The sequence below is a fragment of the Acinetobacter sp. ANC 4204 genome, assembly GCF_002135205.1.
In the GTDB taxonomy this organism is placed as follows: Bacteria; Pseudomonadota; Gammaproteobacteria; order Pseudomonadales; family Moraxellaceae; genus Acinetobacter.
The window spans coordinates 110,983-128,392 of the sequence record NZ_NEFZ01000007.1 but is presented as its reverse complement, the minus strand read 5'-3'; the positions used below and the strand labels follow the sequence as shown (position 1 = coordinate 128,392).

Sequence of the window (17,410 nt, the reverse complement as noted above, 5' to 3'; positions counted from 1 at the left end):
TAAGTGAAGTAGGAAACGCCTGTGTTTGTAGATACGCATTGCCATTTAACCATGTTGGATTTAACGCCTTATGATGGGAGTTTAGATTTAGCATTAGCGCAGGCACGTAAAGCTGGCGTTCATCGCTTTATGAGCATCTCGGTTGATATTGATGACCATATTGAATTGGCAAAAATAGCGGCTCGTCATAACGATGTAGGTTATAGCGTTGGTGTGCATCCTTGTGAAGATCCTGAAACTATGGCGCGTGCAAGTACAGATTATTTAATTGAACTTGCACAACCTGAAAAGGTATGGGCGATTGGTGAGACTGGGCTTGATTACTTTCATAGCACAGATTTTATTGCAGAACAAAAAGATTGTTTTGCACGACATATTCATGCTTCACAAGCCGTAAAAAAACCAGTTGTTGTGCACACCCGTTCGGCGAAACAAGATACTGTGGATATTATTCGTACTGAAAAATCAACGCATGGTATTTTGCATTGTTTTACTGAAGATTGGGAAACAGCCAAGGCAGTTTTAGATTGTGGTTATTATGTGTCATTTTCAGGTATTGTTTCTTTCAAAAATGCGCAAGACCTGCGTGATGTTGCAAAACAAGTTCCTTTAGATCGCCTCTTGATTGAAACGGATAGCCCCTATTTAGCGCCTATGCCGTATAGAGGAAAGTCTAATGAACCAAAGTACGTTCCTTATGTAGCAAAAGCCTTGGCAGACGTATATGATAAGTCCTTGGAAGAGATGGCTTTCATCACAACGCAGAATTTTGAAAACCTTCTCAAGATGAAGTAAATAAAATTGAAACGATAAAAGCGTATAAGAGAGTGATAGGGTGAAGATGGATCGTCAGGCTCAGTTTCGAGCGAGAGAAGCGTTAATTTTTCAAGTGGCTGAGCAGTTGCTTTTAGAAAATGGCGAAGCAGGAATGACCCTTGATGCATTGGCAGCAGAATTGGATCTGGCAAAAGGTACGCTTTATAAGCATTTTCAAAGTAAAGATGAACTGTATATGTTGCTTATTATTCGTAATGAGCGCATGTTGCTTGAAATGATTCAGGACACGGATAAGCAGTTCCCTGAACATTTAGCTTTTTTTATGCTTCATCATTTGCATCATCCTGAACGGACGGTGTTATTTCACCAAATCGAAGAGCGATTATCGACGACTGGTGTTGGGATCTATCATTTATTTACCGAGCTTTATCAAGTGCGTAAGCAACGTTTGCGTTTGATTATTCGTATGACGGAGCGGTATTTAGAGTCGATCGACAGCCAAATGACGGTACGCGATTATTTGGCTTCTATTTGGTCTTTAACGCATGGTGCTGCAGCCATTTTAAACTCTAGTTTTTATCAACGTTATTTGGGTTCGCGTGATACCTTGCGTGTTGCTTATATTGACCAAGCTTTGGCGATGCCTAAACAAATGGGTGCCGCGGGATATCTTGCTTAGCGGATTAGATCTATGAAACAGAAACCACCTTCAAGGATTCAAGGATTTACACTGGTTGAATTGATGGTGGTGATTGTGATTATGGCCATTATGGCATCATTGGTGATGTTGAATATCAATGGGGTTGATCAACGTAAAGCGGCGCAAGCCCGTGATTTTTTCATAATGGATGTGCAGAAAATTGCACGCGAAGCCAATGATCAGGCACGTGTGTTGGCATTAGAAATTCATCCTGCAACTGATGTCGCCGATTTTTCATATAATGTGATTGAATATAAAAATCCACAACTAACAGCTTTTACACCACAACAAAATAATACGATGCAAAATCAGCAAAAGTGGCAAGCATATACAGAGTTTCCTCAGCAAGTTTTAGCCAAGAATGTTTCTTTCGCAGTGCAATCTTTAGATTATGACGCTTCGAAAGCGGGAAATAATGATTTAATCCAAGAAAATGCCCCTAAATTGATTTGGCTGGGAAATGGGGAGGCTAAGCCTGTACGCGTTCAATTTTATTATGCGAATGAACCAGTGGGGGCGGAAATTGAAATTGATCATTTAGGTAAGATTAATGCGAGCTAAAAGTTTACAACATTGCCTGCATTCTTGTGCTCGGATGAAACAGTATTTCATGACTCCTCGTCCCTCAAACATAGCTTTGAGTCTTTCTTGCGAGGCAGTGCCCCTTAGATCGAATCTTGCTCGAATTAACCACTTCTCAGGATTTACATTGTTGGAGGTGATGGTTGCTCTGGCTATTTTTGCTACCGCAGCGGTCGCTTTAACCAAAGTAGGTATGCAATATACCCAGTCTACAGCACATGCAATTTTACGAACCAAAGCTCAATTTGTTGCTTTGAATGAAATTTCCATGATGGAAATCAATCGTGATTGGTTACAAGGTACAGCCTCTAAACAAATCACTCAGCAAGGAGAAACTTGGCAAATTGATAAATCGGCTCAGGCAACGATTAGTGCCAATGTCCAACGCGTCAATGTTCAAGTGAGCTTGGTGAATATTGAAACTGGAAAAGTGGATTCAGGTGTTACGAGCTTGGTCTTTTTTAACCATCGTGATGGAAGCCAGCCATGAAACAACGCTCAGGCTTCACTTTGGTTGAGTTATTAGTGGCGATAGCAATTTTTGCTGTATTGTCCGCTTTGGGCTGGAAAGTGTTTGATTATCTAATCAAGATCAAAGATCGAAATACGCAACATGAGCAACGTTTAGGGCAGTTACAAGAAGCTTATCAGCAATTGCTACGTGACTCGGTACAAATTGTTCCAATTACAGCCAATGTGGCTGATCAAATTCAGCCTGCTTTGGTACTGCAAGATGGGCAGCTTAGTTTTAGTAAAACGGGTGTGACAGATCCTTTAATGCAAGGTATACCACCTGAAGAATGGGTTGAATATGTTTACAAAGCAGATGAAAAAAAACTGTATCGTTATAAATATAAAAACTTAAATCAAATAGGTCATGACCAACCTGAAACCAGTGTCTTAATGGAGTCGGTCGATCAATTTCAAGTGATGGTGCTCAATCCAAATGAATTAGCACAGTGGCCTGAAGCAGCATTAAATGATCATGATCTAGCACAGGCCAAGCTGTTGCCTCGCGGTTTAAAAATAAACCTCACAGTCAATGATGAGCGTTATGAATGGGTGTTTAGTTTGTTAAATACCGACTTTTTAAAACAAAAAGATTAAGTTGTAGGATATGAAACATACGGGCTTTATACCAAACCATTTGTTTTTAAGTATATTCGTTGCGAATAGGGGCACCTTTTGATGCGGTTTCAGCGTGGTATTGCACTGATTACGATTTTGGTGATGGTGGCTTTAGCAACTATCCTCGCAGCGACTATTGCGAAACATCAGCGCAATACGGCTGAAAGTACTGCTTATCTAATGAGACAAAACCAAGCCTTGTTATATGCAAAAAGTGCTGAAGCTTTTTTTGCTGAATTGTTGGTGGATGATGCGCAGAATGCTGCGGATGTTGATCATCTACAAGAAACGTGGGCAAAGCCTATGCCTGCTTTTCCAGTAGAGGACGGTTTTGTTTCAGGGCGTCTGGAAGATCAGTCGGGTAAATTTAATTTAAATGGGCTGCTTAAATCAGACGGAACAGTCAATGAAGCTGCAAAACTCTGGTTTGAAAAATTGTTAGAGCGTGTTGGATTGCCTGCACAACTTTCAGAAGCAGTTATTGACTGGCAAGATGAAAATGACGAAGTCAGTGGGTCGATGGGCGCAGAATCGACTTATTATCAAAGTTTAGCTCAAGGTTATTTACCAGCAAATCGACCTTTTTATAATATCGAGCAGTTGAAGTTGGTTCGTGGTTTTGAAGGTCGTAATTATCAACTCATCGCACCTTATGTCAGTGCATTATCGAGCAATGCCTTAAAGGTGAATATAAATACAGCACCTGCGTTGGTATTGGCAAGTATTGACCCGAAACTAGATATATCAGCTATTCAAAACATGCAAAAACAACAACAGGCCAGTCTTAAACATTTTTCTAATGTCAGTGAGTTGTGGGAAATTGATCCGTTTAATCAGATTGAAGAAGAGCAGCGGGCTACGGTTAATGATTTTCTGGGTGTTCAATCCAATTATTTTAAAGTAAGAATAGACGTGATGCTCAATGAGCGTAAACGTCAATTTAGTAGTGATTTGGTGCGAAAAGAACAAACAGTTTATGTGGCATATCGAAGTATGGCACCGTTTTAAACGTCGTTGGGCAGGTTGATATGATTTGTCAATCGACTTCAACAATAAAATAAATGAGCATCTATTAACTTTTGCTTTATAATTAAAGTTAATCCTCAGAAAGTTTGATTGCATTACGACATATGTTAATTCGTAAGTTATTTAAGTTTGAAAATGCCCATATTGTACGTAATTGTACTTCGGATCGTTGTAAGCGTTCGATTCATGGTCATAGCTACAAAGTAGAATTACTTCTCAAAGCCTCTAAATTAGATCATGGTCAAATGGTCTATGACTTTGGTTTGCTCAAAGGTGTGATTAAAGATCTTTATGATTCTTTTGATCATGCAATTTGTTTTTGGCAAAACGACGATCCTGAATATATTCAAGCCTGCAAAACATTTAGTGCGCGTTGGGTATCTTTACCAGTTTCACCATCAGCTGAGCAATTTTCGCGTATCTTCTTTTACCTTGCCCAACAAGTACTTGCTTCGACTGTAACTCAAAACGGTGAGGGTGACGTGGAAGTGTATTCTGTGATTGTGCATGAAACAGATACGGGTTATGCGCAAAGCTTTATTGAAGATATTGAAAATGAGCAGATGGGGCTTTTAGCTCTTAATGAAATAGAATTTTCAGAGCAAATTCAAGCAGAATGGAATGATACTGAAATGTATAGCAGGTTAAAAGAAGGTATCAAATTTCATAATCCGAATGTAGAATTGCAAGTCAAATTGTGAAATTTGTCACAGAATATAAAGTCAAGGAATAAGGCGCAAGTATGTCTTTAACAGAACAACAGCAAACCAAGCTTGATAAAATTCAGCTGGATGCCAGTTGGAAATATGGATTAAGTGATTTTTTACTGAGTCCAAAAATGGATGCGTTAAAGCAATTTCTTGTTACAGAAATCAAGGCGAATAAAGTGATTTATCCGCCAAATGCACTGATTTTTAATGCATTTAATACAACACCATTGTCAAATGTAAAAGTAGTGATTCTAGGACAAGACCCGTATCATGGACCCGATCAGGCGCATGGACTCAGTTTTTCCGTACAAAGAGGGCTTGCTTTACCGCCATCTTTACGTAATATTTTCCATGAGTTAAATAAAGATTTAGGTATTGAAATACCTAAACATGGGGATTTAACTCGTTGGGCGCAGCAAGGTGTTTTGCTGTTGAATAGTGTATTAACCGTTGAAGCTGGTCAACCGACATCACATCAAAAACAAGGTTGGGAAGACTTTACTGATCATGTGATTGATGTGTTAAATGAACAGCGAGAGCATATTGTTTTTATTCTTTGGGGAGCATATGCGCAGCGGAAAGGACAACGGATTGATCAAGAAAAACATTTGGTGTTAAAGGCGGCACATCCGTCACCTTTGGCAGCAAACCGTGGTGGATTCTTCGGTTGTAAAGTTTTTTCAAAATCCAATAATTATCTTAAACAACATGGCATTGAGCCTATAGACTGGCAGCTGGACGCATGACATATTCTCCCGTTTCTAAAAACTACCATCCAGATTTGATTGTAGAAGAAGCAAAAAATGGTTGGCGCATTGTTCGTCTGAATCGACCAAAATCACTTCATGCTTTGGATGAAACGATCGTTTCTGCTCTATTTGAAGTATTTCAAGACTTTCATAATGATGATGCTGTTAAAGCCATTTGGTTAGATTCTACGACCCCAAAAGCATTCTGTGCGGGTGGTGATGTGCGTAAGTTGCGTCAATTGGTGATTAATGATGAAGTAGCGACAGCAAATAAATTCTTTGAACAAGAATATGCACTGGACCTACTATTGCATAATTATGCAAAACCAGTATTGGTGTGGGGCGAAGGTTATGTGATGGGTGGTGGTTTAGGTCTGTTTATGGCTGCGCCATTCCGTTTGGTCACACCGCATTCACGTTTGGCGATGCCTGAGATTAATATCGGTTTGTATCCAGATGTTGGCGCAACGCGCTTCTTGGCAGATCGTGGTGCTATTGGCTTGTTTACTGGCTTAACGGGTTCAATTATGACGGCAGCTGGCGCATATGGTATAGGCTGGGCCACCCATATTTGTGATACGCAACGTAGTACCGTGCTTGAAAAGTTGATCAATATTGATTGGAGCCATTATCCAGCAGGTGACTTTAGAGCGATTGATGATACCTTAAATAGTATGCACCGCCCGGTAGGTCCAGGCCCACTACAAAACTCGTTGGATGTGATTCATAGTGTATGTCGTGGTGTGAACTTTGAGCATGATTATGATGCTATTGTCGGTTTAAGTGATGCGCGTAGCGATTGGCTTCGTCAAGCCAGTGAGAACTTGCAAAAAGGTTCACCTACAACTGCTGCATTAACATGGTTGTTATGGCAGTGGGGTAAACAGGTTCATTCGTGGAATGAAGTTTTTGAGCTTGAGACACAAATTTCTGACTGGAAAATTCGCCATGCAGATTTCGTTGAGGGTGTACGCGCGCGCTTAGTGGATAAAGATTTGTCACCAGCATGGAAACAAGGGGTTAATAATAGCTTAAAAGGTATTTTTGCTGGAAATCCGCCAACGACAACTATCGCAAGTTGGAACGAACTTCTTAAGCATTACGACCTAATCTAATTTGACTTTATGACAGATGTTTTAAAAACGGACAGTGAATGGATGCAGCTTGCTTTAGAGCAAGCTGCAGTTGCCGCTTCAAAAGGAGAAGTTCCTGTTGGGGCGGTCATCGTGAGCCAGAATAAGGTTATTGGTTCAGGCTTTAATGCACCTATTTCATTGAATGACCCTACCGCACATGCAGAAGTTCAAGCTCTTCGAGATGCTTGTCAAAATATACAAAATTATCGTTTACCTGATGATGCGGTCATATATGTGACGCTTGAGCCATGCACCATGTGTGTGGGTGCTTTAGTGCATGCACGTGTTGCAAAAGTGGTTTTTGGAGCAACTGAACCCAAAGCAGGCTCTTTAATCAGTGCCCGTAAACTATTTGAAACAGGGTATTATAATCATCAGTTTTTGTTTGAAGCAGGTTGCTTGCATGAGCAATGCTCGTTGCAACTTAGTCAATTTTTTAAAATGCGTCGCGAGCAAAAACGACTATCTCGTTTACAAGAAAAGTGACAGAGATGTTTGTATAATGCTCATTTCATGTAAAATAAAATGACAATTAAAATTGTCAAATAATATATTGGAATCGACCATGAATTATATTCAGATTAAGAAAGAGTTTAGTGCGCCTTTAGAGCAGGTGTTTGATTTACTGTCTAAACACTCCACGTATAACGTTGCATTTGCACCAGTCCAAGTGGTTCGGGTAAAAGACTCGGCAGATCCAGAACGCCCTGATGGTCTAGGTTCTGTTCGTCGTATGGGCTTCGGTCCTATTAAGCCTTTACAAGAACAAATCACATTAATGAAAGTGAATGAGCGGATTGAATACAAAATTATTAAAAATCCACTCATCAAGCATCATCTCGGGATTATTGAGTTCGAAGCAATTGATCCAAATAAAACTTTAGTGACCTATACGATTGAATTACAGGCACGTGTACCTTTTGTCAGTAAATTAATCCTTGCACAGCTTAAATCTGCGATTAAACTAGGTTTTTCAAAACTCGCTAAATCTGTATAACAAACTTTGGGTAAGCAATGACAGTTCAAATTATTACGATTGATGGTCCAAGTGGTTCGGGCAAAGGCACGCTCGCTGCAAAAATAGCAGCGCATTATCAGTTTCATTTGCTCGATTCAGGTGCACTCTATCGTCTGTTGGGATTGTCCTTACATCAGCATGATTTGTTAGATGTTGTGGCGACAGAGTTGGCACAATGTGTGGAAATTGCTACACATTTAGACATACAATTTTTAAGCACTGCGCAAGGCACACAAGTCTTGCTTAAGGGTGAGGATGTTAGTCAAACCATTCGCACTGAGCGAGTTGGTGAGTTTGCATCAAAAGTTGCAACGATTCCTGAACTTAGAGCTGCACTGGTTGATCGCCAGCATGCTTTTGCACAGCCCCCTGGTTTGGTTGCAGACGGTCGAGACATGGCTACATCTATCTTTCCTGAAGCACAAGCGAAGATTTATTTAACTGCTTCAGCCCAATCTCGTGCTGAACGAAGAGTAAAGCAGTTGCAGGGTATGGGGCTGGATGCTAAAATAAACGATATTTTAGCTAATATTGAGGCGCGTGATAAACGTGACATGGAGCGAGAAGTTGCTCCACTCAAACCAGCGGCTGATGCTTATCTCATTGATAGTTCTGAATTGAACATTGATGAGGTGTTTCAGCTCATGACGGCTTATATAGATAAGCAATTAGCAAATTAACGAATTTTATATTCAGCAGAAGCATAGCTTGATCAGTTCAATATGGACTATGTAGACGCTTAACTAAACCGGCCTTGTCTGATCCAAGACCGCTGACTTTATCAGGTATATCATGACCGAATCTTTTGCAGCCCTCTTTGAAGAAAGCGAATTAAACCTCAACGTTGAAAAGGGTGCTGTCATCCAAGGCGTTGTAGTAAACATCGATTCTGACTGGGTAACAGTTGACACTGGCCTTAAATCAGAAGGTATTGTTGACCGCGCTGAATTCTTAAATGAACAACGCGAACTTGAAGTTCAAGTTGGCGACACTGTTGATGTTGTTGTTGAAGCTCTTGACAATGGCATGGGTCAAACAGTTTTATCACGTGAAAAAGCGAAACGTGCTGAAACTTGGACTAAACTTGAAAAAATCTTTGAAGACGGCGAAATCGTTACTGGTGTTATCTCTGGTAAAGTTAAAGGCGGTTTCACTGTTGACATCGGTCCAGTTCGTGCGTTCCTTCCAGGTTCTTTAGTTGATACTCGTCCTATTCGTGATACTACTCACTTAGAAGGTAAAGAGTTAGAATTTAAAGTAATCAAACTTGATGCTAAACGTAATAACGTTGTTGTATCTCGTCGTGCTGTTATGGAAGCTGAATCTTCAGCTGACCGTGAAGCTCTTCTTGCTCAGCTTGAAGAAGGTCAAACAGTTACTGGTACTATCAAAAATCTTACTGACTACGGCGCATTCGTTGACCTTGGCGGTATTGATGGTCTTCTTCACATCACTGACATGGCTTGGAAACGCATCAAGCATCCATCAGAAGTGGTTGAAGTTGGTCAAGAAGTTACTGTTAAAGTACTTAAATTTGACAAAGAACGTAACCGCGTATCTTTAGGTCTTAAGCAATTAGGCGAAGATCCATGGTTGGCGATCATGAGCCGTTATCCTAAAGGTTCTATCGTTAAAGCTCGCGTAACTAACTTAACTGACTACGGCTGTTTTGCAGAAATCGCTGAAGGCGTTGAAGGTTTAGTACACGTTTCTGAAATGGACCACACAAACAAAAACATCCACCCATCTAAAGTTGTTCAGATTGGTGATGAAGTTGATGTTATGGTTCTTGAAGTTGACGAAGAACGTCGTCGTATTTCTCTTGGTATCAAACAAACTCGTGCTAACCCATGGGAAGAGTTTGCTAAGAACCACGACAAAGGTGAAAAGGTTTCAGGTACTATCAAGTCAATCACTGACTTCGGTATCTTCATCGGTTTACCAGGCGGTATTGATGGTCTAGTTCACTTGTCTGATATTTCTTGGAACGAACAAGGTGAAGAAGCGATTCGTCGTTACAAGAAAGGTGATACTGTTGAAGCGGTTATCCTTTCTGTAGATGCTGAAGGCAACCGTATCAGCCTTGGTATCAAACAAATGAACAGCGATCCGTTCAACGATTTCTTAGCTGCTAACGAACGCGGTGCGCTTGTTAAAGGTACTGTAACTGCTGTTGACGCTCGTGGCGCAACTGTTAAGTTAGCTGACGAAGTTGAAGCGACTCTTAAAGCATCTGAAATCAATCGCGACCGCGTTGAAGATGCAACTAAGTTCCTTGAAGTTGGTCAAGAAGTTGAAGCTAAAATCATCAACGTAGATCGTAAATCTCGCTCTATCAACTTGTCTATCAAAGCGAAAGACGAAGCTGAAGAGAAAGAAGCAGTTGCTAACTTGAAGACAGCAGCTAACGGTCAAGACAATGGTCCTAAGACTATTGGTGATTTGATCAAAGCTCAAATGGGCAACTAAGTAGATGTTTAAATTGTATTGTTAATGTAAGTTAACTAATACTTTTTACACAAATACAATAAACGGTAGCGTAGTATTCACTTATTACGCTACCGTTTTGTATTTAAACAGGTTATTATCATTCTATCTACATGGTAGCTTGATAATTAAAGAGGTCGCAGATGACTACGGAAGCACTTAATAAGTCTGACTTAATAGAGCGTATTTCTCTAAAAAATCCACACTTAGCAGAGCCACTAGTGGAAGAAGCTGTTAAGATTATGATTGATCAAATGATTGCATCACTATCTTCTGATAGCCGTATTGAAATTCGTGGTTTTGGGAGTTTTGCACTTCACCATCGTGAGCCTCGTGTAGGTCGTAACCCTAAAACAGGTAAGTCGGTAGAGGTGGCTGCTAAAGCTGTTCCACATTTTAAACCAGGTAAAGCATTACGTGATGCAGTAAACGATTCTGCAGACTAATAAAATTTATCGGGGTGTTTATGCGTTACGTATTATTCGCATTATTAATTGTACTGTTTGGCTATTGTTTAGCTTTAGTACTGCAAAACGGAACTGAGCTGACTGTTGATCTGTTGTTTATACAGGTTCCAGCAATGCGTCTAGGTTTGTTGTTATTGTTAACAATGGCGCTAGGGATTGTTTTGGGTTTGTTGATTGGTGTTCAGGTATTTCGTGTATTCCAGAAAAGTTGGGAAATTAAGCGATTACGTAAAGATATTGATCACCTCCGTAAAGAACAAATTCATGCGGCGCAGTTGGCTGCTGCTGAAGCTGCAGCACATACAAGACATGAAAAAACGGTGTTAGATATCAATCCGAATGATCGTCCATCTACACCGCTTTGAGCCACAATATGAAGTAGGGTTTTTGTTTTACCAAATATTGAAGCTAGTTTGATTTAAACGCCTTTGGATATATGGCCAAAGGCGTTTTTTACTGTGCATTAATCTATTGATAATGATATAAAATTATATGAATAAAGAGCTTGGTTTGAATTTTGAATAGTTTTTAGAAAAAATAGTCTTGGTCGTTTTCGGCTTAATCCGTATAATGCCATAATTTTGTCAGTTTGAAGGGTCTCCTCATGAGTATTATCGTTGCCTTAGATGCAAAAAGTCATTATGACGCAATGACGATTGCTGGGCAATTAGACCCTCAATTATGCCGTGTGAAAGTTGGTAAAGAATTATTTACCCATGAAGGCTCATCTATCGTTAAAGCTTTACATCGTGAAGGCTTTGAAGTGTTCTTAGATTTAAAATTTCATGATATTCCAAATACCACTGCGCAAGCGGTGTGTGCTGCGGCAGAAATGGGCGTTTGGATGGTGAATGTCCATGCTTCAGGCGGCCGAAAAATGATGGAAACTTGTGTCGAACGTTTAAAAGCGGGAAATTATAATACCCAGCTCATTGCAGTAACGGTCCTGACCTCGATGGGTCGTGAAGATTTAGCCGATATCGGCCTCGATATTGAACCCTTTGAACAAGTTAAACGTTTGGCTAAGCTGACCAAAGACAGTGGTTTAGATGGCGTAGTGTGTTCAGCACAAGAAGCAAAAATGTTACGCGAAACGCTTGGTTCAGAGTTCGCATTGGTAACTCCAGGTATTCGCCCTGAAGGTTCGAGTGCAGATGACCAAAAACGTATTGTAACGCCAAAGCAAGCCATGCTAGATGGCGCAACTCATTTAGTCATTGGTCGTCCAATTACACAGTCTGCTAACCCATGTCAAACGCTTAAAGACATTCTAGCAACGCTCTAAATATAAAACTCTAAAAAGCCTTTCATTTGAAAGGCTTTTTTTATACATTCTTTTTTAAAAGAATCATTTGAGCTTAAGCTGACTATACCAAAGCAAAATACTGAATTACGCAGTGCGACTGTAAATGAAGCCACTGAAATGAAGCAGGATTTAAAAGAACAAGATGAAGACTCCACGAAGTCATCTGCTTGGGTATCAGCCATAGCTGTTGTTCAGCTATCAGCTAGGTGCAACAATGGTTGAGGCGGTGGGTGATCTGGTGAAAAAGATTGATATAAACTGAGTCAGTTTATTTTAAAAGATGAAAAGAGAAATGTTGAGTACAGCATCACACCTCATGTGAAGAGGCGTGATGATCGTGAGATGACTTATACTGCTGCCAAGACACTGACAACAATAGGCGCCAGCACAGACAAGATAAAACCGCTTACCATGGCATGTGGGATAAAATCATTTCCACACGCTTGTTTGACCATAGGTAGGGTAACATCCATGGCAGTAGCTCCTGCGGAGGATATGGCAGAGCGTGGATATCGCCAGCCAATAATGTACATGAACACAATTGCAAAGATTTCTCTAAACAGGTCGTTCATGAGGGCAATACTACCCAAATGTGCATTTTTTAATTCCGTGACCACAATCCCCGTCATCGAGTAGAAACCATAGCCTTGAGACAGCATAATTAGATCTTTTAATTGCAAATCAGGTACAAAATAAGCAGTCACAAATGCACCAATTAATGAACCAAGGATACAACCAAGTGGCACGAGCAGTATTTGCCAATTTAACCATGAGCGATCGAGTGGTGAATAGGCCAAATCAAGCCCAATGAGGAACATGAAAACCAAGAGTAAGTTCCATGTGCTGATATGAAGGGTATAGCCGAAACTTGATGATAGCTCTGCCAAAGCATAACCCAATCCTAATGCAATAAATGCATAACTGATATTGATTAAAGACTTAGTCACTAGACTCATGGACACTTTGCCATGACTTGGTTGATAACCTAAAAGTTTGAATAAGATATAGCAACAAACAAAAGCCCCGAGGCTGGTCATAACTGCTAAAAGAGCCGCATGATTAAGTATCTGCAAAGGTTGGGCAATGCTATGTAATGTGGTTGAGAATTCAACCGCAATTGCAATTAAGAGAATATAGGTAAAATAAGGCAGGATTTGAAACGCAAGTCGTTCAAGCCATTTGGGTAAACGACGCGCCAAAACAAATCCAAGTGCCAAACAAATAAGAAGCTGGAAAATCAACCAAAAAGATTGCATGTCAAATAAAGTGTGAAAAAATACTGACTTATTATGACCGCGATCTTAATTGATTGCTTGACTATCTTGCTTGGAATTTAAAAAACGATAGTCTGCAGGATTTACTTTTCGTGTTTTCAGCCAATATTTCCAGGTATAGGTAGGCCATAAAGAGAAATTTTTCCCGTCCTCTTGTTGATACCAACTCACACAGCCAGATTGCCAAATGGTATTGGTAAATTGACTTTGTAGATGTTGATTAAACTGATCTTGAGTATCTGCTTTCACAACGATCGCTTGAGATTGCGTTTTTTGTGTCATCTCGATGAGCTGTAAAATGTAATTCACTTGTGACTCAATCATAAAAATAACCGAGTTATGACCTAAGACCGTATTGGGCCCTAAAAGCTGGAATAAGTTAGGGAAGCCTTTGGTGCTAATCCCATAGTAACTTTCGGCGCCATTTTTTTTCCATGCCTCTGTCAGCTCGACATGATTTAGTCCTGTACAGCTAAAAGATTTGAGATAAATACGAGGGTCAGTCACAAAACCTGTGCCATAGATCAGGCAGTCAATTGCACGCTTTTTCCCATCTTGGGTGATGATACTGTCCTCAGTTAACTCCAAAATATCATCGGTAACCAATTCAACATTTTTACGGTTAAAGCTTGGATAATACTTGTTAGAGACCAATATTCGTTTACAACCCATAATATAGTTAGGAACTAATTTCTCAGCAGTCGCAGGGTCTTTGACTTGATGGCGAATATAGGCTTCTGCTAGTTTTTGTGCATATTTCATGACCTGTGGTTTCATAATGGGAACTACACGAGATTCATTTGTCCAATAGAGTCGGGCACGATGAATTTTTCGAAACCAATCAAATCGATCAAACAGCCTTTTTTCAATCGGTAAATAACGACGTTCATCCCGAGGAATAACCCATGCAGCTGTCCTTTGTAGTACGTAAAGTTGTTTCACTTTTTCTGCAATTTCAGGAATATATTGAATCGCACTGCCGCCTGTGCCAATGGAAGCAACATTTTTATTGTTAAGGTCGTAATTATGATCCCACTGTGATGAGTGGAAAACTTTGCCTGTAAATTTCTCAATGCCTGCAATATACGGGATTTGTGGTACATGCAATGGACCTGAAGCAAAAATCACAAATTGAGCAGTCAGTATTTCTGTTTGATTGAGTTTCAACTCCCAAATGCATTTATTTTCTAAGTAACGGGCTGAGCTGACTTCGGTATTAAAACGGATATAAGACTGCAATTGATGTTGAGTAGTCAGTGTTTGCATGTATTGATAAATTTCAGGTGCTTCAGCATAACGTTTAGACCAATCAGTCTTGGGTGAAAAAGATAGAGAATATAAGTGAGACTGCACATCGCAAGCAGCGCCTGGATATTGGTTCTCACGCCAAGTTCCGCCTATTTCACTGGCTTTTTCTAAAATGATAAAGTCTTGAATATTACTTTCTAACAGGCGAATCGCCATAGCTAAGCCACCAAAACCTGCGCCAATAATAGCGATCCGTGCATGAGGAGCGTTTAAGCTTGAATTTGCTGCCTGCATAAGAATTTCCTTTTTTGTTCTGATTGATTGTAGAGCAATGTTTAACAAGATCTATGATAGAGCTGACATTAAAATTGATAGATTCGGCAATTGTTGAGTGCTGGATGGTTGTAGTAAAACATAGCCCAATATTTTGCTTTTAATTGATTATGAAACGTTCTGTACTTGGCTTGATGTATTTGATTCAAGGAATGCGTAAAGCAGGAGTCGCAGTCGATCAAAAGTTACAAAGCATTGGTTTGCGTGTAGAGTCGCTTGATCCGAATGCGATCATCCATCCTGCTCTAGAGTGGGATATTTTGAAAATCATTGCAGAAGGTATTGAGCCTGAGCAGGGCTTGTTCATCGGTCAGCATTACGCTCTGGCAGGTTACGGTCCTTTACTCATGTTATTGATGACCAGCCCGACGACACACACAGCATTGGAACAGGGTATCCGCTATCAGAGTTTGACGCATTTAAGTGGCTTATTAGGTTTGAAAAAACAAAATGAGCAAGTGGCACTGTGTTATTTACCACGTGACTTGCAAACACCATTGGGACAGTTACGAGCACATTCTGAAATCGCGGGAACCTATAAGTTCCTACAAGATATTTATAAGATGATTGGGTTAGAGATGCCTGAGATTCGGATGACTTTACCTGTTGCACGACCTGAAGATGCGAAGAAGCTTGCGCTCTATCGGCAGGTTTATGGTCAGCAAGTGAGTTTTGGTACACAGCAAGCTGAATTTTGGTTTGATGAGCGTATGCTTAATATACCTATTCCTTCAGCAGATGCTATGACCTTCAACGTGTATGCGGGCAAATGTCAGGCAGAATTGCAACGTTTGGAAGAAACCGCTGAACAGCCAAGTTTGATTCAACGTGTACAAGATTATTTGGAGTTGCAGCGGGGGTTACTACCGACTATGGCAGAAACAGCACAAGCGCTGAACTTGCCAGAGCGAACATTGAGGCACCAGTTGCAACAGTTAAATAGCAGTTATAAACAAATTCGTGAGCAATTAATGAAAGATCGTGCACTACATTTGATGGAATATCAGGAATATTCCATTGAAATGATTGCAGAGTTATTGGGCTATTCAGAGCCAGCAGCTTTCAATCATGCGTTTAAGCGTTGGTTTGGTTATAGTCCACGACAATATGGGAAATAGCCTAAGCATAATCATGCCAAAGTGTTATAGATTAACTTTTCCACTCCGCTATAATTGATATAGCCTAAAAATAGTATTAAATGATATGTCAGATTTTAATTCACCTACCGCATTCAGCCCTTTATCTCCTGCCGAGCGTTATGCTCAAGCCTTAGCATCTGGACAGTTTATGCCCGATGACGCGCAAGCACAGGCCGTACACGAGTTGGATCGCGTTTGGCATGAATTAATTCAACGTTTTAAGGCATCAAAAAAGGCATTCCGTCGTTTCCGCCGTCAAACCTCTCCACGTGGTGTATATATGTGGGGTGGTGTAGGCCGGGGTAAAACATGGCTGATGGATCAGTTTTATGACTCAATTCCGTTTCGCCGTAAAACGCGCATGCACTTTCATCATTTTATGCAACACGTGCATCGTGAGCTCAACAAGCTTTCAGGTCAGCGTAATCCTTTAGATGCAGTTGCGGATCAAATTTATAAAGAAGCGGTGGTCATTTGTTTCGATGAGTTTTTCGTCTCGAATGTGACGGATGCCATGATTCTCAGTGATTTGTTCCAAAAGCTTTTTGCACGTGGCATTACCTTGGTGGCGACCTCAAACATTGCACCAGATGGTTTATATAAAAATGGCATTCACCGTGATCGTTTCATTCCAACCATTGAAATGGTGAAACAACAGTGTGTGATTTTAAATGTGGATGCGGGCGTGGACTACCGTTTACGTGTTTTAAAACAGGCGCAACTCTTTAAATCGCCTTTAACACATGAACACCAACGTTGGATCGCACAGCGTTTTAGCGCATTGACACAAACCCAAACCATTTCAGATGAGCCGATTATTATTAATAATCGTATTGTGGAAACGGTGGGACATACTGAAGATGTCTTATGGTGTGAGTATTCTGAGCTGTGTTTAAAACCACGGAGTCCTGCTGACTTTATTGAAATTGCAAATATTTATAATACGGTGTTGGTAAGCAATGTACCGCACTTAACAGACTATCTTTCTGAAGGGACACGTCGTTTTATTTATTTGGTCGATGAGTTTTATGACCGTGGGGTAAAACTGATTTTAACCTCAGAAGATACGATTATTGATTTGTACTCTGGTGATAAATTAGCCTTTGAAATTGAACGCACGCGTTCACGTTTATTGGAAATGCAATCAGATGATTACTTGAATGAAGCGCATCGACAAATACAAGCTGAAGCAAGTAAACAACAAGAAGAAATCTAAAAGTTAAAGCATCCGAAAGGATGCTTTTTTTATGTGCATTTTCATTGTTTATTTTATCGACTTTTTTTTATAAACATGGCTTAATCAGGGTTGAAAAACAGGGAGAATATTGGT

Annotated in this window: 20 protein-coding genes; 18 read left to right on the top strand and 2 right to left on the bottom strand. The window is 40.3% G+C overall.

Annotated features, from left to right (window positions below; translation table 11 throughout):
* Positions 1 to 21 precede the first annotated feature (21 nt).
* The 16 genes from B9T36_RS14305 (at position 22) to pyrF (ending at position 12,065) form a co-directional block, all read left to right on the top strand.
* Positions 22 to 795, top strand: a complete 774-nt coding sequence (locus tag B9T36_RS14305; RefSeq protein WP_086210140.1) for a TatD family hydrolase — start codon at positions 22 to 24, stop codon at positions 793 to 795.
* 46 nt (positions 796 to 841) lie between these two features.
* Entirely contained in the window at positions 842 to 1,456 is a 615-nt protein-coding gene (locus B9T36_RS14300) for a TetR/AcrR family transcriptional regulator (protein ID WP_086210139.1), read from the top strand.
* Positions 1,457 to 1,468: 12 nt separating this feature from the next.
* The gene (locus tag B9T36_RS14295) at positions 1,469 to 2,038 is read left to right on the top strand and encodes a type II secretion system protein (RefSeq protein ID WP_086210138.1); all 570 of its coding nucleotides are present in this window, start codon (positions 1,469 to 1,471) and stop codon (positions 2,036 to 2,038) included.
* Between the two features lie 124 nt (positions 2,039 to 2,162).
* Positions 2,163 to 2,549 (top strand): type II secretion system minor pseudopilin GspI, encoded by a 387-nt coding sequence (gspI, locus tag B9T36_RS14290; RefSeq protein WP_414632457.1) that lies wholly within the window; start codon positions 2,163 to 2,165, stop codon positions 2,547 to 2,549.
* Positions 2,546 to 3,166 carry a type II secretion system minor pseudopilin GspJ gene (gspJ, locus tag B9T36_RS14285; protein WP_086210137.1) on the top strand — a complete coding sequence of 207 codons (621 nt, stop codon included), beginning with the start codon at positions 2,546 to 2,548 and terminating at the stop codon, positions 3,164 to 3,166. Before gspI ends, gspJ begins: the two co-directional genes overlap by 4 nt.
* A gap of 81 nt (positions 3,167 to 3,247) precedes the next feature.
* Positions 3,248 to 4,195: a type II secretion system minor pseudopilin GspK gene (gspK, locus tag B9T36_RS14280; protein WP_171264480.1), complete on the top strand. Its 948-nt coding sequence runs from the start codon at positions 3,248 to 3,250 to the stop codon at positions 4,193 to 4,195.
* 122 nt (positions 4,196 to 4,317) lie between these two features.
* Positions 4,318 to 4,914 carry a 6-pyruvoyl trahydropterin synthase family protein gene (locus B9T36_RS14275; RefSeq protein WP_086210135.1) on the top strand — a complete coding sequence of 199 codons (597 nt, stop codon included), beginning with the start codon at positions 4,318 to 4,320 and terminating at the stop codon, positions 4,912 to 4,914.
* Between the two features lie 41 nt (positions 4,915 to 4,955).
* The gene (gene ung, locus B9T36_RS14270; RefSeq protein ID WP_086210134.1) at positions 4,956 to 5,669 is read left to right on the top strand and encodes a uracil-DNA glycosylase; all 714 of its coding nucleotides are present in this window, start codon (positions 4,956 to 4,958) and stop codon (positions 5,667 to 5,669) included.
* On the top strand, positions 5,666 to 6,787 hold the full coding sequence (locus B9T36_RS14265; protein ID WP_086210133.1) for an enoyl-CoA hydratase/isomerase family protein: 1,122 nt from the start codon (positions 5,666 to 5,668) through the stop codon (positions 6,785 to 6,787). The genes ung and B9T36_RS14265 overlap by 4 nt, the downstream gene beginning before the upstream one ends.
* A gap of 9 nt (positions 6,788 to 6,796) precedes the next feature.
* Positions 6,797 to 7,294, top strand: a complete 498-nt coding sequence (tadA, locus tag B9T36_RS14260) for a tRNA adenosine(34) deaminase TadA (protein ID WP_086210132.1) — start codon at positions 6,797 to 6,799, stop codon at positions 7,292 to 7,294.
* A gap of 79 nt (positions 7,295 to 7,373) precedes the next feature.
* Positions 7,374 to 7,805, top strand: coding sequence for an SRPBCC family protein (locus B9T36_RS14255; protein WP_086210131.1), 432 nt, complete (start codon positions 7,374 to 7,376; stop codon positions 7,803 to 7,805).
* Positions 7,806 to 7,822: 17 nt separating this feature from the next.
* A complete protein-coding gene (gene cmk, locus B9T36_RS14250; RefSeq protein ID WP_086210130.1) occupies positions 7,823 to 8,506 on the top strand; it encodes a (d)CMP kinase in 684 nt (227 codons plus the stop codon).
* Between the two features lie 112 nt (positions 8,507 to 8,618).
* A complete protein-coding gene (rpsA, locus tag B9T36_RS14245; RefSeq protein ID WP_086210129.1) occupies positions 8,619 to 10,295 on the top strand; it encodes a 30S ribosomal protein S1 in 1,677 nt (558 codons plus the stop codon).
* Between the two features lie 161 nt (positions 10,296 to 10,456).
* Positions 10,457 to 10,759 carry an integration host factor subunit beta gene (locus B9T36_RS14240; RefSeq protein WP_086210128.1) on the top strand — a complete coding sequence of 101 codons (303 nt, stop codon included), beginning with the start codon at positions 10,457 to 10,459 and terminating at the stop codon, positions 10,757 to 10,759.
* 20 nt (positions 10,760 to 10,779) lie between these two features.
* Positions 10,780 to 11,145: a lipopolysaccharide assembly protein LapA domain-containing protein gene (locus B9T36_RS14235; protein WP_086210127.1), complete on the top strand. Its 366-nt coding sequence runs from the start codon at positions 10,780 to 10,782 to the stop codon at positions 11,143 to 11,145.
* 239 nt (positions 11,146 to 11,384) lie between these two features.
* Positions 11,385 to 12,065 (top strand): orotidine-5'-phosphate decarboxylase, encoded by a 681-nt coding sequence (gene pyrF, locus B9T36_RS14230; RefSeq protein WP_086210126.1) that lies wholly within the window; start codon positions 11,385 to 11,387, stop codon positions 12,063 to 12,065.
* 368 nt (positions 12,066 to 12,433) lie between these two features.
* Here pyrF and B9T36_RS14220 read toward each other — a convergent pair whose 3' ends face one another.
* Together B9T36_RS14220 and B9T36_RS14215 are read right to left on the bottom strand one after the other, a co-directional pair.
* A complete protein-coding gene (locus tag B9T36_RS14220; RefSeq protein WP_086210124.1) occupies positions 12,434 to 13,342 on the bottom strand; it encodes a lysine exporter LysO family protein in 909 nt (302 codons plus the stop codon).
* 45 nt (positions 13,343 to 13,387) lie between these two features.
* Positions 13,388 to 14,902 (bottom strand): flavin-containing monooxygenase, encoded by a 1,515-nt coding sequence (locus B9T36_RS14215; protein ID WP_086210123.1) that lies wholly within the window; start codon positions 14,900 to 14,902, stop codon positions 13,388 to 13,390.
* A gap of 149 nt (positions 14,903 to 15,051) precedes the next feature.
* Between B9T36_RS14215 and B9T36_RS14210 the strand changes: the two genes are divergently transcribed.
* Together B9T36_RS14210 and zapE are read left to right on the top strand one after the other, a co-directional pair.
* The gene (locus B9T36_RS14210; protein WP_086210122.1) at positions 15,052 to 16,059 is read left to right on the top strand and encodes an AraC family transcriptional regulator; all 1,008 of its coding nucleotides are present in this window, start codon (positions 15,052 to 15,054) and stop codon (positions 16,057 to 16,059) included.
* 85 nt (positions 16,060 to 16,144) lie between these two features.
* Positions 16,145 to 17,296, top strand: a complete 1,152-nt coding sequence (gene zapE / locus B9T36_RS14205) for a cell division protein ZapE (RefSeq protein WP_086210121.1) — start codon at positions 16,145 to 16,147, stop codon at positions 17,294 to 17,296.
* Positions 17,297 to 17,410 lie beyond the last annotated feature (114 nt).

Coding starts and splice junctions, on each gene's coding strand:
- gspK (WP_171264480.1), top strand. CDS start 3,248: ATGCGGTTTCAGCGTGGTATTGCACTGATTACGATTTTGGTGATGGTG.
- B9T36_RS14255 (WP_086210131.1), top strand. CDS start 7,374: ATGAATTATATTCAGATTAAGAAAGAGTTTAGTGCGCCTTTAGAGCAG.
- B9T36_RS14300 (WP_086210139.1), top strand. CDS start 842: ATGGATCGTCAGGCTCAGTTTCGAGCGAGAGAAGCGTTAATTTTTCAA.
- B9T36_RS14235 (WP_086210127.1), top strand. CDS start 10,780: ATGCGTTACGTATTATTCGCATTATTAATTGTACTGTTTGGCTATTGT.
- B9T36_RS14240 (WP_086210128.1), top strand. CDS start 10,457: ATGACTACGGAAGCACTTAATAAGTCTGACTTAATAGAGCGTATTTCT.
- B9T36_RS14220 (WP_086210124.1), bottom strand. CDS start 13,342: ATGCAATCTTTTTGGTTGATTTTCCAGCTTCTTATTTGTTTGGCACTT.
- B9T36_RS14275 (WP_086210135.1), top strand. CDS start 4,318: ATGTTAATTCGTAAGTTATTTAAGTTTGAAAATGCCCATATTGTACGT.
- cmk (WP_086210130.1), top strand. CDS start 7,823: ATGACAGTTCAAATTATTACGATTGATGGTCCAAGTGGTTCGGGCAAA.
- rpsA (WP_086210129.1), top strand. CDS start 8,619: ATGACCGAATCTTTTGCAGCCCTCTTTGAAGAAAGCGAATTAAACCTC.
- B9T36_RS14265 (WP_086210133.1), top strand. CDS start 5,666: ATGACATATTCTCCCGTTTCTAAAAACTACCATCCAGATTTGATTGTA.
- tadA (WP_086210132.1), top strand. CDS start 6,797: ATGACAGATGTTTTAAAAACGGACAGTGAATGGATGCAGCTTGCTTTA.
- zapE (WP_086210121.1), top strand. CDS start 16,145: ATGTCAGATTTTAATTCACCTACCGCATTCAGCCCTTTATCTCCTGCC.
- B9T36_RS14295 (WP_086210138.1), top strand. CDS start 1,469: ATGAAACAGAAACCACCTTCAAGGATTCAAGGATTTACACTGGTTGAA.
- gspJ (WP_086210137.1), top strand. CDS start 2,546: ATGAAACAACGCTCAGGCTTCACTTTGGTTGAGTTATTAGTGGCGATA.
- B9T36_RS14215 (WP_086210123.1), bottom strand. CDS start 14,902: ATGCAGGCAGCAAATTCAAGCTTAAACGCTCCTCATGCACGGATCGCT.
- pyrF (WP_086210126.1), top strand. CDS start 11,385: ATGAGTATTATCGTTGCCTTAGATGCAAAAAGTCATTATGACGCAATG.
- ung (WP_086210134.1), top strand. CDS start 4,956: ATGTCTTTAACAGAACAACAGCAAACCAAGCTTGATAAAATTCAGCTG.
- B9T36_RS14210 (WP_086210122.1), top strand. CDS start 15,052: ATGAAACGTTCTGTACTTGGCTTGATGTATTTGATTCAAGGAATGCGT.